The sequence below is a fragment of the Chromobacterium sp. Beijing genome, from assembly GCF_021496765.1.
In the GTDB taxonomy this organism is placed as follows: domain Bacteria; phylum Pseudomonadota; class Gammaproteobacteria; order Burkholderiales; family Chromobacteriaceae; genus Chromobacterium.
Window position 1 is genome coordinate 2536027 of record NZ_CP053750.1, and the last position, 14498, is coordinate 2550524.

The 14498-nt window shown below is 66.8% G+C and carries 14 protein-coding genes; 5 read left to right on the plus strand and 9 right to left on the minus strand.

Annotation, left to right across the window (positions count from 1 at the left end):
- Positions 1-67: 67 nt before the first annotated feature.
- The 7 genes from HQN78_RS11685 to HQN78_RS11710 form a co-directional block, all read right to left on the minus strand.
- On the minus strand, positions 68-2323 hold the full coding sequence (locus tag HQN78_RS11685) for a TonB-dependent receptor domain-containing protein (RefSeq protein WP_235089613.1): 2256 nt from the start codon (positions 2321-2323) through the stop codon (positions 68-70).
- 159 nt (positions 2324-2482) lie between these two features.
- Entirely contained in the window at positions 2483-4618 is a 2136-nt protein-coding gene (locus HQN78_RS11690) for a S9 family peptidase (RefSeq protein ID WP_235089614.1), read from the minus strand.
- A gap of 86 nt (positions 4619-4704) precedes the next feature.
- Positions 4705-5469, minus strand: coding sequence for an energy transducer TonB (locus HQN78_RS11695; protein WP_235089615.1), 765 nt, complete (start codon positions 5467-5469; stop codon positions 4705-4707).
- Position 5470: 1 nt separating this feature from the next.
- Positions 5471-5890 (minus strand): TonB system transport protein ExbD, encoded by a 420-nt coding sequence (gene exbD, locus HQN78_RS11700; protein WP_235089616.1) that lies wholly within the window; start codon positions 5888-5890, stop codon positions 5471-5473.
- Positions 5891-6013: a hypothetical protein gene (locus HQN78_RS25565; protein WP_255701236.1), complete on the minus strand. Its 123-nt coding sequence runs from the start codon at positions 6011-6013 to the stop codon at positions 5891-5893. It lies immediately after the preceding gene.
- Complete coding sequence (locus HQN78_RS11705; protein WP_235089617.1) at positions 6007-6660, minus strand: MotA/TolQ/ExbB proton channel family protein; 654 nt, start codon at positions 6658-6660, stop codon at positions 6007-6009. Before HQN78_RS11705 ends, HQN78_RS25565 begins: the two co-directional genes overlap by 7 nt.
- Positions 6661-6751: 91 nt before the next feature.
- Complete coding sequence (locus tag HQN78_RS11710) at positions 6752-7594, minus strand: ChaN family lipoprotein (RefSeq protein WP_235089620.1); 843 nt, start codon at positions 7592-7594, stop codon at positions 6752-6754.
- A gap of 345 nt (positions 7595-7939) precedes the next feature.
- Here HQN78_RS11710 and HQN78_RS11715 point away from each other — a divergent pair, with 345 nt between their 5' ends.
- The 4 genes from HQN78_RS11715 to HQN78_RS11730 all read left to right on the plus strand — a co-directional run bounded on the left by HQN78_RS11715 (position 7940) and on the right by HQN78_RS11730 (position 11375).
- A complete protein-coding gene (locus HQN78_RS11715; RefSeq protein ID WP_107799942.1) occupies positions 7940-8536 on the plus strand; it encodes a TetR/AcrR family transcriptional regulator in 597 nt (198 codons plus the stop codon).
- A gap of 91 nt (positions 8537-8627) precedes the next feature.
- Positions 8628-9368, plus strand: a complete 741-nt coding sequence (locus tag HQN78_RS11720; protein WP_227107361.1) for an NADPH-dependent oxidoreductase — start codon at positions 8628-8630, stop codon at positions 9366-9368.
- 48 nt (positions 9369-9416) lie between these two features.
- Positions 9417-10517 (plus strand): N-ethylmaleimide reductase, encoded by a 1101-nt coding sequence (gene nemA, locus HQN78_RS11725; RefSeq protein WP_107799944.1) that lies wholly within the window; start codon positions 9417-9419, stop codon positions 10515-10517.
- A 435-nt stretch (positions 10518-10952) separates the two neighbouring features.
- Positions 10953-11375 carry a hypothetical protein gene (locus HQN78_RS11730; RefSeq protein ID WP_146176674.1) on the plus strand — a complete coding sequence of 141 codons (423 nt, stop codon included), beginning with the start codon at positions 10953-10955 and terminating at the stop codon, positions 11373-11375.
- Between the two features lie 90 nt (positions 11376-11465).
- Here HQN78_RS11730 and HQN78_RS11735 read toward each other — a convergent pair whose 3' ends face one another.
- Both HQN78_RS11735 and HQN78_RS11740 read right to left on the minus strand, forming a co-directional pair.
- On the minus strand, positions 11466-12137 hold the full coding sequence (locus HQN78_RS11735) for a UPF0149 family protein (RefSeq protein WP_146176675.1): 672 nt from the start codon (positions 12135-12137) through the stop codon (positions 11466-11468).
- Positions 12138-12230: 93 nt separating this feature from the next.
- The gene (locus tag HQN78_RS11740) at positions 12231-13919 is read right to left on the minus strand and encodes an AMP-binding protein (RefSeq protein ID WP_235089622.1); all 1689 of its coding nucleotides are present in this window, start codon (positions 13917-13919) and stop codon (positions 12231-12233) included.
- A 147-nt stretch (positions 13920-14066) separates the two neighbouring features.
- Here HQN78_RS11740 and HQN78_RS11745 point away from each other — a divergent pair, with 147 nt between their 5' ends.
- Positions 14067-14465 carry a MerR family DNA-binding transcriptional regulator gene (locus HQN78_RS11745; RefSeq protein WP_107799948.1) on the plus strand — a complete coding sequence of 133 codons (399 nt, stop codon included), beginning with the start codon at positions 14067-14069 and terminating at the stop codon, positions 14463-14465.
- Positions 14466-14498: the final 33 nt, after the last annotated feature.

Here is a 14498-nt window from a genome sequence, read left to right on the forward strand (position 1 = left end):
GAGCTCAGGCGAGACAAGGCGTTTTCAACGCCGTATCGCCGACGCGCAGCAGATCGTACACAGCTTCTTAAAAGCGCAGTTCGGTGGCCAGCATATAACTGCGGCCGCGCGCCGTGCTGTTGGGCGAGATGTCGGGCGACTGCGACGGAAGCGAATTCAAGGTGTTCAGCGGCTCGGAGTAGCTGCGGTTGGCCAGGTTGCGCACGCCGGCGCGGATCAGCCATTGCTTGTTGACGCGATAGCTGGCGTAGAGGTCGATGATCACCGGATTGGCCTTCTGCTCCTCCTTGAGATAGGCGCTGGTACTGTCGTCCTGCAACTGGTCCGGCGACAGCCGGCGGTTGGCGCCGTCGCGCTTGAACAGCGCGCCCACTTCCAGCTTGCGCTCCAGCCAGCGGCTGCCCAGATCCAGCGTGTAGTACTCGTCCGGCAGCTCGCTGACATTGCCGACGGAGAACATGCCGCTGGCGAAGGAGGTCGGCTGACTGGTGTGCTCGCGGCTGTAAGACAGCCGCGCGTAGACGAAACCGGCGTCGTAGTCCGCCTCCAGTTCGAAACCGCGGGTGCGCACCGGGGTCAGCGAATTGGTGTAGATGGTCATGCCGTCGTTGTAGTCGTCGGAGCTATTGGACCAAAACTCGTCCAGCGTGCACTTGCGTCCGCCCTTGCACACATTGAAGGCCTGGCTGGAGATGTAGTCGGCGATGCGGCTGCGGTAGAACAGCGCCTTGGTGCGCAGGGTGTCGCGCTCGCTCAGCAGGCCGTGGAACATCGACGTCACGCCCAATTGGTAGGTTTCGGCGCGTTCGCTTTTCAGGAAGGGGTTCATCGACTGGCCGCCGGAATTGGCGAAGAAGACCTCTTGCGGATTCGGCCCGCGCATGGTGCGCGCATAGCTGGCGAAGGGCTGGAACCAGGGTTTGATCTCGGCGGACAGCAAGAGCGAGGGGTTGAACGCGCTTTCTTCCAGCTTGATGTCGGCCGCGCCTTGCGGGAAGCATTCCACGCGCGGATCGCAAGCCGGTTTATGGCCGCTGAGCGCGAAGCGGCTGTAGTTGAGATCCGCCTGCAGCGTGTAAATGCCGCGGCGGAACTCCAGGCCGGTGAACAGGCTGCGGATTTCCTGGCGGCCGGCCGGCGCGAATATATTGTTTTCTATCGCCTGCTGGTTGGCGTCCGGATTGTCGTCGGTGCTTTGCACCATGCTGTTCACATTGCGGGTGAAGCGGTTGCGCATCCACTTGCCGCCGACGCTCAGCGTGGCATCGCCGCCGGCCAGGCTGAAGCGGCTGCTGTTGCGCGCTTCCAGCGCGTCGCCGATGTTGTCCGTGCTGCTGTTGTAGAAGCTGAACAGGGAACCGCGCTGATAGGCCTGGCGGCCGCGGCCGTGGCTGGCCAGCACGGAAAAGTCCAGCCATTCCGAATGCGGGGTGTAGTTGTACTTCAGGTAGAAGTCGTCGCTCTGGATGTCGCGGCGCACGAAGTTGTTGCGATAGCGCCGCGCGGACAGTTCCGCCTCGTGGACATCGCCCACGCGCAGATTGGCTTTAAGCATCTGCGACTGCGGGTTCTGGGTGAAGTGCTCGTCGTAGCCGAAACCGAAGGCCTCGCTGTCCACGCCCTGAGCGTTGCGATAATTGCCGCCTATCGAGCTGCTGCTGATCGCCCCCAGCAGGCCTAAGCGCACGCCGGGCGCCAGTTCCGTCCGCGCCGCGCCGGCCGCCATGCCGCTGCGGCCCAGGCCGTTGCTGCCCACGCTGTACTTCAGGCGCGCGCCCTGCTGTTGGCCGTCGAAGATCACGTCTTCCACGCCCAGGGTGCGGAAGTTGGCGCTGCCCGCCAGCGCGTTGACGCCGCTGGCGCCGCCGCCGGTGCCGCGCGTGACGTCGACGCCGACGATGAAGTTGGGATCGATCAGCGCGCCGAAGGAACTTGACGGCGCTGCGCCGTGGCTCAAGGAAGACGGCGCCGAACCGTAATAGTTCTGGCTGACGCCGTCTATCATAGTGTTGACCCGGCCCAGGCCGCTCAGGCCGCGGATATTGACGCTGACCGCGCCCTGGCCGGGGTCGATCTGGGTATAGGTGCCGGGAATCCCGCGCAGGATGCTGTCCAGCGATTGCAGCTTGGTGTTTTCACCGCGGCTGCTGACCGCGCCGGGTTTCTCCAGCGCGCGCTGCTCATCGCTCAGCGCGTCTCCGGACACCACCAAAGGTTTGAATTCAACATTCCCCTGCCCGGCGGCGCTCTCCGCCGCGCTGGCCGGAGCGGCTGCCACCGCCAGCGCGGCGCCGACCAGCCGGGCCATCATTTTCTTTTTCACAAGCAAACTCTCCACAGTGATCGCCGTCCGCCGCGTCAGGCGCGAAAACGGACGGCTTGGAACAGGAGAGCCGCGGGCCAGGCGGCCAGGCGGGGGACGAAATGGACATGGTGACGGGCTCCAGCCCGCCGCCGGCGCGGCCGGCGGCGGAGATCAAGATTAGCTTCCGGCTTGCGCCGCGGACGGGGACGGCGGCTCGGCGTCCACCGTCAGCAGGAAGGCGTAATCGCGCGCCGCCGCCTCCAGCCGGTTCAAGCGGCCGGACTGGCCGCGATGGCCGGCCGTCATGTCGGTGAACAGCAACAGGCGCTGGCCCGGCCATTGCCGCTCGCGCAGCTTGGCCACCCATTTGGCCGGCTCCCAGTACGGCACCTGGCCGTCGTGCAGGCCGGCGCTGACCAGCAGATGCGGGTAGCGTCGCGCGGCCACATTGTCATAGGGGCTGTAGGCCTTGATCCAGCGGTAGGCCTCGGCCCGTTCCGGATTGCCCCACTCGCCGTACTCGCCCGTGGTCAGCGGCAGCGTCGGGTCCTGCATGGTGGAGAGCACGTCGACGAAGGGCACTTGCGCCACCACCGCGCGGAACAGTTCCGGCGCCTGGTTCATCGCCGCGGCCACCAGCAGGCCGCCGGCGCTGCCGCCCATCGCGTACAAGCGGCCGGGCGCGGCGTAGCCCTGGCGCAGCAGGCCGCGGCCGGCGTCCACGAAATCGTTGAAGCTGTTGATCTTGCGTTCCAGCCTGCCCTGGCGGTGCCAGTCCTCGCCCAGTTCCCCGCCGCCGCGCACGTGGACGATGGCGAAGACGAAGCCGCGGTCCAGCAGGCTGAGCTGCTGGCTGCCGAAGGCGGCGTCCATGCTGGTGCCGTAAGCGCCGTAGCCATAGGCCAGCAAGGGATTGCCGCCTTTGCGGAACAAGGATTTGCGGTAGACCAAGGACACCGGCGCGCGCGCGCCATCGCGCATCGTCAGCCAGACCCGCTCGCTGCGATAGTCCCCGGCCCGATAGCCGGCGATCGCCTTGCGCTGCAACAGACGGCTGCCGCCGCTGGCCATGTCCCATTCATAGGTGGAGGTCGGCGTGCTCATCGAGGAATAGCCATAACGCAGGCGGCCGCTGTCCGGGTCCGGGTTGTAGGCCAGCCAGGCGCGGTAGCTCGGGTCCGGGAAAGCCAGGCTGCGCTCCTCGCCGCCCCGCCAGGCGATGCGGCGGATGCGGGTCAGCCCGTCCGCGCGCTCCTTAACCACCAGGTAGCGGCGGAACAGCTGGAAGCTGTCCAGCTCGCGCTTGGGGTCGGGCGGCAGCACCGCCTCCCAATCCGCGCCCGGCGCCGCCGCGCGGTACAGGCCGAAGCGCCCGCCCTCGTGGTTGGAACGCAGGTAGAAGCGGTCGCGGTAGTGATCCAGATAGTATTCGCGGCCCGGCCGGCGCGCGGCGAAACGCCGCGGCGGCGCGTCCGGCGCATGCGCGTCCAGCAGCCAGGTTTCCGAGCTGTCGGCGCTGCTGGCGATCAATTGCAGATAGCGGCGCGAGGCGGTATTGGACAGGTTCAGCGAGAAGGCCTCGTCGTCCTCCTGGTAAACCAGCGCGTCCCGGCTCTGCGGCTGGCCGGGGCGATGGCGGTAGAGCTGGTAGGGGCGCAAGGTTTGCGGGTGCAGCTTGACGTAAAACAGGCTGCCGCCGTCTGCGCTCCACTGCAGGCTGCCGGACGCCTGCTCCAGCGTTTCCGGCAGCCAGCGGCCGCTGGACAGATCGCGCAGCGACAGCCGCGAGGCGCCGCGCGCGCCCAGATCTTCCGCCGCCGCCAGCATCGGCCGGCCGGCGGCCACGCTCCAGGCGCCCAAGCGGTAGTAACGCTGGCCGGCGGCGCGTTCGGTCCCGTCCAGCAGCAACTGCCAGCGGCCGCCGGCGGCGGGCTGACGCTCCAGCCGCGGCTGCTGGCCACCCGGTGCATAGCTTTCGCGATAGCGCCAGCCGCCGTCGACAAAGGGCAGCGAGCTGTCGCGCTCGCCGATGCGCGCCCGCATCTCGGCCAACAGCGTGCGGCGCAGCGGCTCGGCGGCCGCCAGCTGGGCTTCGGCGTAGCGGTTTTCCGCTTCCAGATGAGCCAGCACGTCCGGCCGGCTGCGGCTGTCGTCGCGCAGCCAGGCGTAGTCGTCGACGCGCACATCGCCGTGCGCTTCCAACTTTTGCGGCCGGCGTTCGGCCTGCGGCGGCGCGTCCGCGGACGCGGCCGGCGCGAACGCCAGCAAGACGCCGGCCAGCGCCGCCGCGGACAGATGGGAATTCAACTTCATGCGAACCTCGATTCAGGATGCGCGCCGCCGGCGGCGACGCGAAAAACCGGATGGATAGGCGCTACAGGACGGGAGCGGAACCGGGCTTAAGATTCGCTCAGCTCGAAGCGCATCGGCAGGCTGACGCTGACCCGGCCGCCCTTGAGCAGATCCGCCGGCGGCGCCGGCAAGGGCTGGGCGCGCTGCAGCATGGCGGCGGCCTCGCGGTCCAGCGAGGCGGTGCCGGAGCCGGCCAATTGCTGGCTGGACAAGACCCGGCCATCGGCGTCGACGACGAAGCTCATCTTGACCACCCCGTCGCGGCGGCGGCGGCTGGCGTCTTCCGGATAGCGGCGGAAACGCGCCAGATGGCTTTGCACCCGTCCCTCCCAGCTCTGCTTCAGCGCACGCGCCGCGCCCTCGCTATTGAACGGCGCGGCGGCGACCTCCCCGGCGTCGGCCCGCGGCGCGGCGCTGCTGGCGGCCGGCGCGGATTGCGAGGCCTGCTCGCTGTCCCGCGCCTCCGCCTTGTCCGCGGGCTGTTCCCGGCTTTGCCGCGCCGCCAACAGCCGCGGCGCTTCCGCCTCGGCCAGCTTGGGCAGCCGCTCCGGACGGCGCTCGGCCTTGGGCCGGCTGGCGGCGGCGGCCAGGCTTTGCTGCGCGCCGGTGGGCAGCGGACGGCTGGACGGCTCGGCGCTGACCTCCGCGGCCCACACCCGCATCACGGCGGCCGGCGCGGCCGGGGCCGGAACCGGCTCGGCCACGGACAGGTATAGGCGCAGCGCCAACAGCGGCGCCCCCAGCGTCAGCAAACAGGCGTTGCCCCAGCTGGCCAGCGGCAGCGGCGGACGATCCCATGCGGCGACGGCCATCTCAGCCGCCCTCGCGGGCGACCAGGCCGACGCTCAGATAGCCGGCCTCGCGCAAAGCGTCCATCACCGCCATCACGTCTTCGTAGCGCGCCTGGCGGTCTGCCTGGAAAAACAGCGGGGTGTCGCGACGGCCGCCGCTGTCGCGGTCCAGCCGCGCGGCCAGCTCCGCCAGCGTCACCGGCTGCTTGCCCAGTTGCAGCGAGCGGTCCTGATTCATCGACAGGTAGAGCGGCTTGTCCGGCCGCGGCTGCTGGCGCGCGCTGGAGGCCGGCAGTTCGATCCGGGTGTCCACGGTGGACAGCGGCGCCACCACCATGAAGATGATCAGCAGCACCAGCATCACGTCGATGAAGGGGGTGACGTTGATATCGGACAGCTCCGCCAGGCCCTCGTCCTGGCTGCTGGGAAAACCGCCGGCCATTCAAGCGCTCTCCGCGCGGACGTCCAGCTCGCGGCTAAGCAGCAAGAGCGCCAGGCCGGCCGCCTGCTGGCTGCGGCCTTTGTGCCGGGCCAGCGCGCGGCTGAACAGGTTGTAGATCACCACGGCGGGATGGCGGCCACCAGGCCGACGGCGGTGGCGAGCAAGGCCTCGGCGATGCCCGGGGCCACGGTGGCCAAGGAGCTGCTGCCGCTGCGGGCGATGCCGACGAAGCTGTTCATGATGCCCCACACCGTGCCGAACAGGCCGACGAAGGGCGCCACCGCGCCTATGGTGGCCAGCAGGCCGATGCCGGCGGCCAAGCGCCGCCCCTGCTCCGCCTGCCATTGCTCCAGCCGGAAGCCCGCCCGCGCCTGCACGCTGTCGCGCGGCGCGCCGGGCGAGGACAAGCGCAGCTCGGCGTCGGCTTCGGCCAGCAAGCCGCGGGCCGGCTCGTGCGCCGGCTGCGCGGCGCAGCCGGCGCGGGCCTCGCTCAGCGTGGCGGCCTCGCCCAGCAGGCTGAGCGCGCGGCCGGTGGCGCGGTCGGCGCGCCACAGCGCCGCGCCCTTGACCAGCAGCACCACCCAGCAGGCCAGCGCCGCCAGCAGCAGGCCCAGGATCACGGTCTTCACGACCGGGTCGGCCGCGCGGTACATGCCCAGCGCGCTCAGGTCGGCCGGCATGGCCGCGCCGGCTTCCGCCAGCGCCGTCAGCGGCCAGCACGCGCCTGCCAGCGCGCAGCCTGTCGCCGCTCGTTTCATGGTGTTCATCATCGGAAATCCAAGCGAAGTTTTATTTGTTCGAGTTGAGAATGTTATACGTAATGAGAATCATTATCAATATATAAGCGCAGCGCAACCGCGCTCAAGGCCGGGCCGGCGCCGCGAACCAGGCGTAATCGCCCTGGCGCGCGTCCAGCTTCATGCCCTCTTCCGCCAGGATCAGCACCCGCAGCGGCGTTTGCGGCTGCAAATCGCGCACATGCAGCGGCACGCCGATGTCGGCGGCGGCGTGATAAGCGCCGGCGATCAACAGCGCCGGCGCCGGCGCCGCCAGCAGCCGCTCGGCCATGCGCCGGTCCCGCGCCTGCTGCACCGCCAGCATCGAAGCCAGATGTTCGGCCTTGACCTCCCCGCCGTGCTCCTCGCGGATCAGTTCGCTCAGCTTGGCGCGCACCTCAGGCCGCGTGGACGCCTGGCCCGGCAATTGCACCTGGCTGCGGTACACCGCCTGCATCTCGTTCCTGTCCAGATTGGCCGCCAGCACCGGATAAGGCGCGCGCATCACATGCTCGGCCAGTTTGCCGTACAAGGGCCACGGCCAGCCCGGCAGCCAATCCACCGCCTGGGCGAGCGCGGCGCCGGACAGCGGCTGGCCGGCGCGCAGCCGGGCCTGCGCCTGTTCCACCTTGGCCTGCTGCGACGGGGTCAGCATTTCCAGCAGCACGCTGCCCTGCGGCCGCTGCGCCGCCAGTTCCGTCGCCAGCCAGCGTTCGATGCGGTGGTGCTCGCGGTTGTCGTGCTTTTCCCCCACCAGCAGCCGCGGCGCCGGGGCCAGCCGCTGCAACAATTGTGCCGGCTGCAAAACTTCGCCGCTGCGCAGGTCCACAATGCGGCCGGGCGGGTCCCCGGCCGGTTCGGCCTCCTGAGACAGGGCCGCGCAGCCGCTCAGCAGGACGATGGCCAGCAGCTTCCAGATTGACTTCATAGGGTTTCCTCTCGCATCGTCGGCTTAGAACCTGTTCAAAAATCTGCTGCGCTTCGTGCAGCGTTGCACGGTGAGCACCCGCTCAAAATACTCATATGCCACGCATACCTTCCGCTTTTCGCTCGTTTTCGCCTTGTCTCGCTCTTACTCGCGGGATCATGAACAGGCGCTTAGCGTAAAACCCGGCATTGTAGTTGCAATTGATTCTTATTATCAATATTTACCATGCTAAAAGCATGCCAAGCCCGCCTGATTCGCCGGCCCGCCCTTGTCGCCAGCGCGCGCCTCTCCCAAGGATTGAAAAATTTCTTGAAACTAGACGACCGGTCTAGTAGACTTCAGCCCATGTCACGTCCCAACCAGTTTTCAGACACTCGCGAACACCTGCTGGCCACCGGCGAAGCCATCATCCTCGGCAAGAGCTTCTCCGCCGTGGGCCTGGCGGAAATCCTCGGCGCGGCCGGGGTGCCCAAGGGTTCGTTCTACCATTACTTCCGCAGCAAGGAAGGCTATGGCGTGGAACTGCTGCGTCGTTATTTTGAGAAATACGACGGCAGACTGGTGAGCTTTCTGTCCAAGGACGCCGGCAGCGCCCGCGATTGCCTGCTGCATTATTTCGACGGCTGGCTGGAAACCCACCGTTGCGATCAGCCGCAGCGCTGTTGCCTGGCGGTGAAGCTGGCCGCCGAGGTCTCCGACCTGTCCGAGCCGATGCGCGAGGCGCTGGCGGAAGGCATGGGTTTCGTGGTGCGCAATCTGGCCGCCTGCATCCGCCGCGGCCAGCAGGAAGGCTCGCTTGACGCGGACCTGCTGCCGGACGAGACCGCCAGCGCGCTGTACAGCCTGTGGGTGGGCAGCGCGCTGCTGTTCAAGACTCAACATTCGCGCGCGCCGCTGTTGGCGGCGATGGCGCACACGCAACAAATTCTGCGCGCGCCCTAACCAAGGCGAGGCCGCGCCCTCCCCCGCTCCCCGGAGCGGGTTATTTTGACATTAAAACTAGACGACTGGTCTACTTGAAGGAGTCCCAAGCATGAACTCGACACTGGAACTAATGCAAGAGCACCGCAGCGTGCGCAGCTACCAGGACAAACCCATTCCCGCCGAGGTGCTGGACGCGGTGCTGGACGCCGCCTGGAAAGGCCCCACCTCCATCAACGGCCAGCAGGTGTCGCTGGTGGTGGTGCAGGACGCGGAGCGTCGCCAAAAAATCGCCGAAATCGCCGGCGGCCAGCCGTGGATCGCCCAGGCGCCGGTCTTCGTCGCCATTGTTCCCGACTTCTACAAAACCCGGATCGGCGTGGAAAAAGCCGGCGCCGAGCAAGTGATCCACAACAGCGTGGAAGCCTTCGCCGTCGGCGCGGTGGACGCCGGCATCGCCCTGGGCAACATCATGACCGCGGCCCGTTCCGCCGGCCTGAGCGTGGTGCCCATCGGCGGCATCCGCCGCGACCCGCAAGCCATGGTGGAACTGCTGGAGCTGCCGGAACTGACCTTCCCGCTGGTGGGCGTGGTGCTGGGCTACGCCGATCAGGACAGCGCGGTCAAGCCGCGGCTGCCGCGCGCCAGCTTTGTGCACCGCGAACGCTACCAGGCGGCGGAACTGCCGGCTATGATCGCGCAGTACGACGCGTCCATCATGGATTACTGGAAGAGCATTCAGCGCGCCGACGGCCAGCCCTGGTCCGCCAACACCGCGCAGTATTACCGCAACGTGTATTTCCCGCAGGTCGCGCCGGTGGCGCGCAAACAGGGTTTCGGTTTCGATCTGTGATCGCGCCCGCCCACTTTTCCCCGCTTAAATAGAGCCAAGGACATCGCAATGCAAGCCGACAAACTGTTCACCCCGCTGCGCGTAGGCGCCGTGACCCTGAAAAACCGCGTGGCGATGGCGCCGCTGACCCGGCTGCGCAACACCGAGCCGGGCGACGTGCCCACCGCGCTGGCGGAAACCTATTACGCCCAGCGCGCCGGCGCCGGCCTGATCGTGGCGGAAGGCACCCACATCTCCCCCACCGCCAAGGGCTACGCCGGCGCGCCGGGCATCTACAGCGAGGCGCAAGTGGCGGCCTGGACCAAGGTCAACGCCGCGGTGCACGCCAAGGGCGGCCTGACCGCGCTGCAACTGTGGCACACCGGCCGCATTTCCCACCGCTCCTTGCAGCCGGACGGCGAAGCGCCGGTGGCGCCGTCGGCGATCCAGGCCGACAGCCGCACCAATATCCGCGCCGCGGACGGCAGCCTGGTGCGCGAGCAGTGCGACACCCCGCGCGCGCTGGAAGTGTCCGAACTGGCCGACATCCTGGAAGACTATCGCCGCGCCACCGACAACGCGCGCCGCGCCGGCTTCGACCTGGTGGAAATCCACGGCGCCCACGGCTATCTGCTGGACCAGTTCCTGTCGCCGCAGGCCAATGTCCGCACCGACGAATACGGCGGCAGCGTGGCCAATCGCGCGCGCTTCCTGCTGGAGGTGGTGGACGCGGTGGTGTCGGAATGGGACGCCGAGCACGTGGGCATCCGCATCTCGCCGCTGGGCGTTTTCAACGGCATCAGCAATACCGATCAACTGGAGATGGCGCTCTATCTGGCCGAGGAACTGGCCAAGCGCAAACTGGCCTTCCTGCACATTTCCGAACCGGACTGGGCCGGCGGCCCGGTGCTGGACGAGGGCTTCCGCCAGGCGCTGCGCCAGCGTTATCCGGGCGTGATCATAGGCGCCGGCGCCTACACCGCGGAAAAGGCGGAAACCCTGATCCGCCAAGGCTATATCGACGCCGCCGCCTTCGGCCGCAGCTATATCGCCAACCCGGACCTGGCCGAACGCCTGCAAAGCGGCGCGCCGCTGAACCCGCCGGACCTGGCCACCTTCTACGGCGGCGACGCGCGCGGTTACACCGACTACCCGGCGCTGAACGGCTAAGCCCACCGCTCACCGCCAGGCACGCGGCGCGTCTTCCCATCCAAGGGAGCGCGCCGCTTTTTCATGGCCGCACCCATCCGGGCTTGCCGGCCGGCTATTTTCCGCCCGCGGCCGATACCGGCCGCGTAAGCGAGCATTGACGGGCTTTTAACGCCCGGCCTGCGCCTTGACCGGGCAGCGGGCAACTGTGCACAATCGCTGCCGTGCCGTTCCTCGCGGCACCGGACTTGGCCGTCCGGCGAACTACACTGCGAACAAGCGCTTGAGCTTTGCGTTTGGATCGCTGCACTCGTGCGCGCTCACAATGGCGGGCCGGGTGGGGACACCTTAGCGGGTGTGCCGGAGTCGTGTAGTCCGGTCGGCCAACCCTGTTCGGTCTGCCACCTCCGCTTGGCCGTGGGGGTGGCAATGAAAAACCGCTACACGGAGGTGATCATGTCGATCAAAACCCCATCCCGCCGCCATTACCGTCCAGACCCGGACCCGACGTCCCGCGCGGAATTGCCGTTTGCAGCCAACGCGTCCAACCGGCGCGGCGTTCATTGCTGGCAAGTTCCGCCCATAGACGACCAACACGCCGCGCATTTGCTGGGCCGCGAATTCGCAGGACATTTCATCAAGTATCTGCAGGACAATCCCGACGACGGGCTGCGAAACCTGCTCGCCCAAATCGCCGCGGACATAGACTTTAGCGACGACAGCGCCGCCAAAGGCTATTGGGAAGGCTTCTTCAGCCTGCTTGAGCAAGTGCTGGCGCTGACCACCTCGCTGCTGGACGTATTCGATTACATCGACCGGCTCAACGCCCGGGAGGCCGCGGAACGCGCGCTAAAGCCCGCCGCCGCGGCCGGTACTTAACAATTTCAGCAAGCGCCAAGGCGCGCCGGCATGAAAAAAGGAAGCCTCCCGGCTTCCTTTTTTTAACGCCCGGCGCAACGCGCGGGACAATCAGTTGCGGCCGCAGCAGGCCTTGTACTTCTTGCCGCTGCCGCACGGGCAGACGTCGTTGCGGCCCACTTTGTCGCCTTCGCGGCGCACGGTGCTGGGCGCCTGTTCCTTGGCGCGCCAGTAGGTGTGGACCGCGGCCAGCGCTTCCAGCATTTCTTCCTTGTAGCCTTCCACTTCTTCGTCGCTGAAGGTCAGCAGGTCTTCGCCGTCTTCCTGCTCGAAAGCGCCGCCCAACACCAGCATCGGCATCATCAGGCTTTCAAAGCCCTCGTCCTCGTCGGCCACTTCGAACCAATCGGTGTCCACCACGTCCAGCGCGTAGAGGAAGGCGTTGGCCCACGGCCAGTAGTCCGGCTCGTCGCTGTCGCTGTCGTCTTCCGCGTACAGGATCAGGTCCAGCTCGTCGCCGGCCGCCAGCGCGGCGGCGGTGGCGTCGTACAGCTTCTGCAGCAGGGTTTTCAGTTCCGCCGCGTCGTCCGCGTTTTCAAAGGCCGGCGCGTCGCCCAGCACTTCTTCCAGCCAGAAATCGGCGTCCACCGCGTCCGGACCGCACGCCAGCGCGGCGAAAAAGCCCTGCACTTCGTCCGGGCGCATGGTGCTGCCGCTGGCGGACAAGGGGGTCAGCAGGTTTTCCAGACGCAGCAGATCGGCGTCGTTGAATACGGTAGTCATGATGGATTCCTCAGCTTAAAGATCAGTCTGGCGGCATTGTAAGCCAAAAAGCCCCGGCAAGCCGGGGCTTTTGCTCCCATTGTTTGAGACGGGTCAGGCGGTTTTGCCGTCCGCCAGACCCAACTTCTCCTTCATCTTCTCCCGCATGACGAATTTCTGAATCTTGCCGGTGATGGTCATCGGGAAACTATCGACGAATTCGATGTAACGCGGAATCTTGTAATGCGCGATCTGCCCCTGGCAAAAAGCACGGATATCGTCGGCGTCGGCGCTTTCGCCGTCGCGCAGCCGGATCCACGCGCACAACTCCTCGCCGAAGCGCTCGTCCGGCACCCCGATCACCTGCACGTCCTGAATCTTGGGATGGCGGTAGAGAAATTCCTCCACCTCGCGCGGATAGATGTTCTCGCCGCCGCGGATCACCATGTCCTTGACCCGGCCGACGATGTTGACGTAACCGTCCGCGTCCATCTCCGCCAAATCGCCGGTGCGCATCCAGCCGGCGGCGTCTATCGCCTCCGCGGTCTTGGCCGGGTCGCCCCAATAGCCGGGCATCACCGAATAACCGCGCGTGCACAACTCGCCGCTCTGACCGCGCGGCGTGATGCGGCCTTCCACGTCCACGATCTTCACCTCCACGTGCGGATGGATGCGCCCCACCGTGGCCACGCGCTTGTCCAGCGGCGTGTCGGTGGCGCTCTGGAAGCTCAGCGGACTGGTCTCGGTCATGCCGTAGCCTATGGTCACCTGGCTCATATTGAGCTGGCTGGTCACCCGCTTCATCACCTCGATCGGACACGGGCTGCCGGCCATGATGCCGGTGCGCAGCGTGGACACGTCGTAATCGGAAAAATCCGGCCGATCCAGCACCGAGATGAACATCGTCGGCACCCCGTGCAGGCCGGTGCAGCCCTCCTCCTGCACCGTGCGCAACACCTCCTGCGCGTCGAAGCTCTCCGCCGGAAACACCATGGCCGCGCCGTGGCTCAGGCACAGCAAAGTGCCCAGCACCATGCCGAAGCAATGATAAAGCGGCACCGGGATGCACAGCCGGTCGTCCGGGCCGAAAGCCATCGCCGCGCCGGCGAAGTAAGCGTTGTTCAGGATGTTGTGATGGGTCAGGGTGGCGCCCTTGGGGCTGCCGGTGGTGCCGGAGGTGAACTGGATATTGATCACGTCGTCGAACTGCAGCGTCTCGCCCAAGCGCTGCAACCCGGCTTTCTCCTCGGCCGACGGCGCGGCCATCAGATCGGCGAAATTAAACATGCCCGGCGTGCGCTGCCGCCCCAGACGGATGACGATTTCCAGCTGCGGCATGGCGGCGGACTTGAGCCGGCCCGGCTCGCTGGCGGTCAGCTCCGGCAGCAGATCCGCCGCCATCGCCAGGTAGTCGCTGCTCTTGAAGCTGGGCGACAGGATCAATGCGCGGCAGCCCACCTTGCTCAGCGCGTATTCCAGCTCGGAGCGGCGATAGGCCGGATTGATGTTGACCATGATCAGGCCGGCCTTGGCGGTGGCGAACTGAGTCAACACCCATTCCGCGTTGTTCTGCGACCAGATGCCGATGCGGTCGCCGGGCTTGAGTCCCAGCCGGATCAGGCCGCAGGCCAGCCGGTCCACCTGCTCGCGCAATTCCTCGTAACTCCAGCGTATCTGCTGATGGCGCACCACCAGCGCTTCGCGGCGGCCGTGCTCGCGGCAGGTCTGGTCGAACAACTGGCCTATGGTCTGGCCGATCAAGGCTTGCGGACAGGCGCCGTGGACATAGCTGGGCAAGGTCATCGAATCTCTCTCTCCTGGTGGACGGTACGCATCGCTTTTGTTTTTTTCATTCATCCCACAAGTTGACGATTACGTAAACGTAAATCATGCTAGGGCTGAGAACGCGTTAAAAAAAAGCTACAATCGCCGCTTGCCTTGGAACACACCATGACCGAACCCGAATTCTTCAGCATCTCCGACCTGGCGCGCGACTTCGACGTCACCCTGCGCACCATCCGCTTCTACGAGGAACAGGGCCTGATAGAACCGCAGCGCGACGGCCGCCAGCGGGTGTTCAACCGCCGCGACCGCGCCCGGCTCAAGCTGATCCTGCGCGGCAAGCGCATCGGCCTGTCCTTGTCCGACATCCGCGAAATCCTGGACCTGTACGAGCAAGCCCACGACGAGGCCAGCCAGTCGCAAAAACTGCTGGACCTGGTGCTGGAACGCCGCCGCCTGCTGGAAGAACAGCGCCGCGACATCGACGCGGTGCTGGAAGAAATCACCCGCCTGGAAAGCCACTGCCGCACGGTGCTGGCGCAGCCGCCGGCCGCTCGCAGCGCCTGAGAACCTGTTTACGATCTGCTGCGCGTCGGCGAT